Below are 3,674 nucleotides of genomic sequence, written 5' to 3'. Positions count from 1 at the left end.
GCCCGCTCCCGCCCGACGCCTCCCCGGCGATCCGCCTGCGGGCACCGCCCGCAGGCGATCCGCCCGCTTACTTGCCCAGCGCCGCGACGCCCGCTCGGGCGAACTTCTCGTCCAGGTCACCGCTCGGCGCACCGGCCACCCCGATGCCCGCGATCGGGGCGCCCTTGACCTGCACCGGGGCGCCGCCCCCGAGGAACAACGTGCCGGGGATGTCCTTCAGGTTCGGAGCCTGGGCGAGGCGCTTGGCCAGCTCGGAGGTGGGCGCGTTCCAGGAGACCGCGGTGTACGCCTTGCGCTCGGCGGACTCGTACGACTGCGGGCCGGCGCCGTCGCCGCGCAGTGTCACCACGGTGTTGCCGTTGCGGTCGACGACAGCGACGGTGACGCGCTGGTTCTCGTCCTCGGCGGCGTCGAGGGCCGCCTGAGCGGCCTCGGTGGCGGCGGCGACGGTCAGGTGGGTCGACTGCTGCAGGTTCTTGTTCGCCGCGTCGGCCTGGACGGCGACCGCCGGGGCCGCGGCGGGCTCGGTGGCATTGGCGGACAGCGCACCGAAGGTGCCGGCACTGAGGGCGGCAGCGGCGACGGCGCCGGTCAGGACACGGGTGCGCAGCGAAAGCTTCTTCATGACGGGGCTCCTGGGAGGTACTGGATCACGGTCGCGGTCGCGGTCGCGGTCGCGGTCGCGGTCGCGGTCGCGGTCGCGGTCGCGATTGCGGTTCTGGTGCTGGTGCCGGGACCGGCGCTGTACGCCGGTACAGGTGGCGCTGTACGCCGCTGTCGGCGCCGTACGCCGGTGGGGCCATCCGCCCCTCCGGCTCTGTCATCGATCCTCCGGCCGCTTCCGGGCCCGTACCGTCGGCGTAGCGGCTGCATACGGCGTGCGGGACGGCCGACCTTCCCGTCAGCCGATCGGTTGATGCGGCCCTGGTCCCCCCCGGGTCACCATGGGACGTAGACGCAGGTCGGCGAGGAGCGAACGGTGCGGCAGGAGCAGGCCCAGGAGCACGAGAACGAGCCCGAGCCCCACCACGACCGCGACCACGACCACGAGCGTGAGCGCGACCACGGGCCCGACCGCGACCACACAGTCGGCGACCGGTCCCGGCGCCCGGCCGCCGACGAGCAGTCGCGGCAGCCGGACCCCGACGCCCGCTGGCTCGCCCCCGTGATGCACGTGGCGTTCTTCATGCTGCTGGGCGCGTCGCTCACCCGCTTCCTGCTGCGGCACCCCGGCGAGGCCCGCACCCCGTGGATCATCGCGCTGAGCATCACACTCGCGCTGCTGTACGTACTGGGCCCGGTCCTGGGCCCCACGGCCGCCGCGGCGGCCCGGCCCGCGCCCCGGCGGCTGGTCTGGCTGGGCGGGGTCGTCGCCGTCTGGATGGTGCTCGTGGTCCTGGCGCCGAGCTTCGCGTGGTGCGCGGTGCCGCTCTTCTACACCGGGCTGCGTACGCTCCCCTCCCGCGCGGCACTCGTCCTGGTCGGCGTGCTCACCGCGTTCGTCGTCGCCGCGCAGCTCCGGCTCTCCCACGGCGGCTTCGACCCGAACCTGATGCTGGCCCCGCCGGCCGTGGCGGCGGTCGCGACGGCCGTCTTCCTCTACATGCAGCGGCAGGCGGCTCGGCAGCGGGCCCTGATCGACGACCTGATCCGTACCCGCCGCGAACTGGCCGCGACCGAGCGGCGCGAAGGCACGCTCGCCGAGCGCCAGCGGCTCTCCATGGAGATCCACGACACCCTCGCCCAGGGCCTGTCCAGCCAGCAGATGCTGCTCCAGGCGGCGGACCGGCAGTGGGACGCGGACTCCGAGGCCGCCCGCCGCCATGTCCGTACGGCCGCGTCCATCGCCGAACGCAACCTCGCCGAGGCGCGCCGCTTCGTCCACGACCTGGCCCCCGCCGACCTGGCCGAGGGCGGCAGCCTGGAGGAGGCGCTGCGGACGCTCGCCGCCCGGGAATCGGCGGCGTTCCGGGTGGACGGGGCCCCGGCCGGCGGCCTGCCGGACCGGGTGCAGTCGGCGCTGCTGCGGATCGCGCAGGGCGCGCTGGCGAACGTACGCGAGCACGCGAACGCACGGACGGCGGCCCTGACGCTGACGTACCTCGGCGACCAGGTGGTCCTGGACATCGCCGACGACGGCACGGGCTTCGGCCCCGACGACGTACCCTCCGCCGCTCCCGGCGTGCGCGGCCACGGCCTGCCCGCGATACGCGCCCGGGTGCGCCAGCTCGGCGGCACCCTGACCATCGAGTCGGCCCCCGGCGAGGGCACTGTGCTCTCGGCCGCGATCCCCCTGGAGCCCACGTCATGAGTCCGGTCATGAGTCCGGTACGGATCCTGCTCTGCGACGACCACGTGGTCGTACGCGCCGGACTGCTCGCCCTGCTGGGCGGCGAGCCGGACATCGAGGTCGTCGGGGAGGCGGGCAGCGGCGAGGAGGCGGTGGCGCTGGCCGCCAAGCTGAGCCCCGACGTGGTGCTGATGGACCTCCAGCTCGGTGCGGGGATCGACGGCGTGGAGGCGACCCGCCGCATCGCCCCCACCGGGGTCCACGTCCTCGTCCTCACCACGTACGACACGGACGCGGACATCACGCGGGCGATCGAGGCGGGCGCCACGGGCTACCTGCTCAAGGCCGAGCGCCCGGAGGAACTCTTCACCGCGATCCGCTCGGCCGCCCAGGGCCGTACGACGCTGTCGCCGCCGGTCGCCAGCCGCGTCATGGACCGCATGCGCGGCGCGGCCCGCCCGGCGCTCACGGAACGCGAGACGGACATCCTGGGCCAGCTCGCCCAGGGCCTGGGCAACCGGGAGATCGCCCGCGCGCTGTTCATCAGCGAGGCGACGGTGAAGACCCACCTGGGCCGTATCTACGCCAAGCTGGGCGTGGACACCCGCTCGGGCGCGGTAGCGGTGGCGAAGGAACAACGCCTGCTGCCCTGACGCGGGAGCCGCCCCCAGGGCCCCCGGGCCCCTCCGCCGCCTTGCCGTACGGGAGGCGCCGTCACTTTGCCGTACGGCGACGTCGCCACCTCCTCCTACGGGAAGCGTCGTCACCTCGTCCTACGGCAACGTCGTTACCTCGTCCTACGGCAAGCGCCGTCACTTTGTCGTACGGGGAGCGTCACCGGGCATGACACCATCGACTACGTGCTCGACATCGGCTACTCCCTCTCCCGCCGCTTCCCGGACCCCCCGCAGACCGACTACCGGCGCGCCGGCGTGCGCGACCTGCGGCACGACCTGTTCTGCGGGGACGTCTACCTCGCCGACACCAAGGCCGACCGGGAAGTGTCCACGGCCTGGGGATGGGTCCCGGTGCTCGACTTCGCGTGGGCGCTGTGCGACATCGTCGAGCAGCTCGACCAGGACCCGCGCGGCAGCCGTTCGGCCAAGCCGCAGTTCGCCGAGCTGGACTTCACCGAGTCGACGGACCGGATGCTCTTCGAGCGCCGCTTCGGCTGGGTCGACATCGCCGCCGACTGGATGCCGGTCGAGGAGCCCCCGATCACCTTCAGCCACCGGCTGCTGCGTCGCGAGGCCCGCGACTTCCTGCACGATCTGATCGCGGACCTCACCGACATGCACGACGGCCTCGCCGACAACCCGGCGATCTGGGACCTCCAGGCACGGTTCCCCCGCCTGCCCTCCTAGCCGGGACCGGGGTGTCACGC

4 protein-coding genes are annotated in these 3,674 nt (G+C 73.7%); 3 read left to right on the top strand and 1 reads right to left on the bottom strand.

Annotation, left to right across the window (positions count from 1 at the left end):
* Positions 1–67 precede the first annotated feature (67 nt).
* Complete coding sequence (locus E2E34_RS32475; protein WP_138905425.1) at positions 68–625, bottom strand: GlcG/HbpS family heme-binding protein; 558 nt, start codon at positions 623–625, stop codon at positions 68–70.
* 543 nt (positions 626–1,168) lie between these two features.
* On the opposite strand from E2E34_RS32475, the gene E2E34_RS32465 reads away from it, so the two are divergent.
* The 3 genes from E2E34_RS32465 (at position 1,169) to E2E34_RS32455 (ending at position 3,654) form a co-directional block, all read left to right on the top strand.
* A complete protein-coding gene (locus E2E34_RS32465; RefSeq protein WP_138905426.1) occupies positions 1,169–2,311 on the top strand; it encodes a sensor histidine kinase in 1,143 nt (380 codons plus the stop codon).
* An 8-nt stretch (positions 2,312–2,319) separates the two neighbouring features.
* Positions 2,320–2,943, top strand: coding sequence for a response regulator (locus E2E34_RS32460; protein ID WP_138905424.1), 624 nt, complete (start codon positions 2,320–2,322; stop codon positions 2,941–2,943).
* Positions 2,944–3,150: 207 nt separating this feature from the next.
* A complete protein-coding gene (locus E2E34_RS32455) occupies positions 3,151–3,654 on the top strand; it encodes a hypothetical protein (protein WP_138905423.1) in 504 nt (167 codons plus the stop codon).
* Positions 3,655–3,674 lie beyond the last annotated feature (20 nt).

Origin of the sequence: Streptomyces albidochromogenes (assembly GCF_005981925.1) — a bacterium.
In the GTDB taxonomy this organism is placed as follows: domain Bacteria; phylum Actinomycetota; class Actinomycetes; order Streptomycetales; family Streptomycetaceae; genus Streptomyces; species Streptomyces albidochromogenes.
Note: the sequence above shows the minus strand (reverse complement) of the source record. Positions and strands in the feature narration are given on the sequence as shown.

What these genes read in the sequence shown, in the direction of transcription:
- E2E34_RS32465 (WP_138905426.1), top strand. Translation starts at nt 1,169, where the DNA reads ATGCACGTGGCGTTCTTCATGCTGCTGGGCGCGTCGCTCACCCGCTTC.
- E2E34_RS32475 (WP_138905425.1), bottom strand. Translation starts at nt 625, where the DNA reads ATGAAGAAGCTTTCGCTGCGCACCCGTGTCCTGACCGGCGCCGTCGCC.
- E2E34_RS32460 (WP_138905424.1), top strand. Translation starts at nt 2,320, where the DNA reads ATGAGTCCGGTACGGATCCTGCTCTGCGACGACCACGTGGTCGTACGC.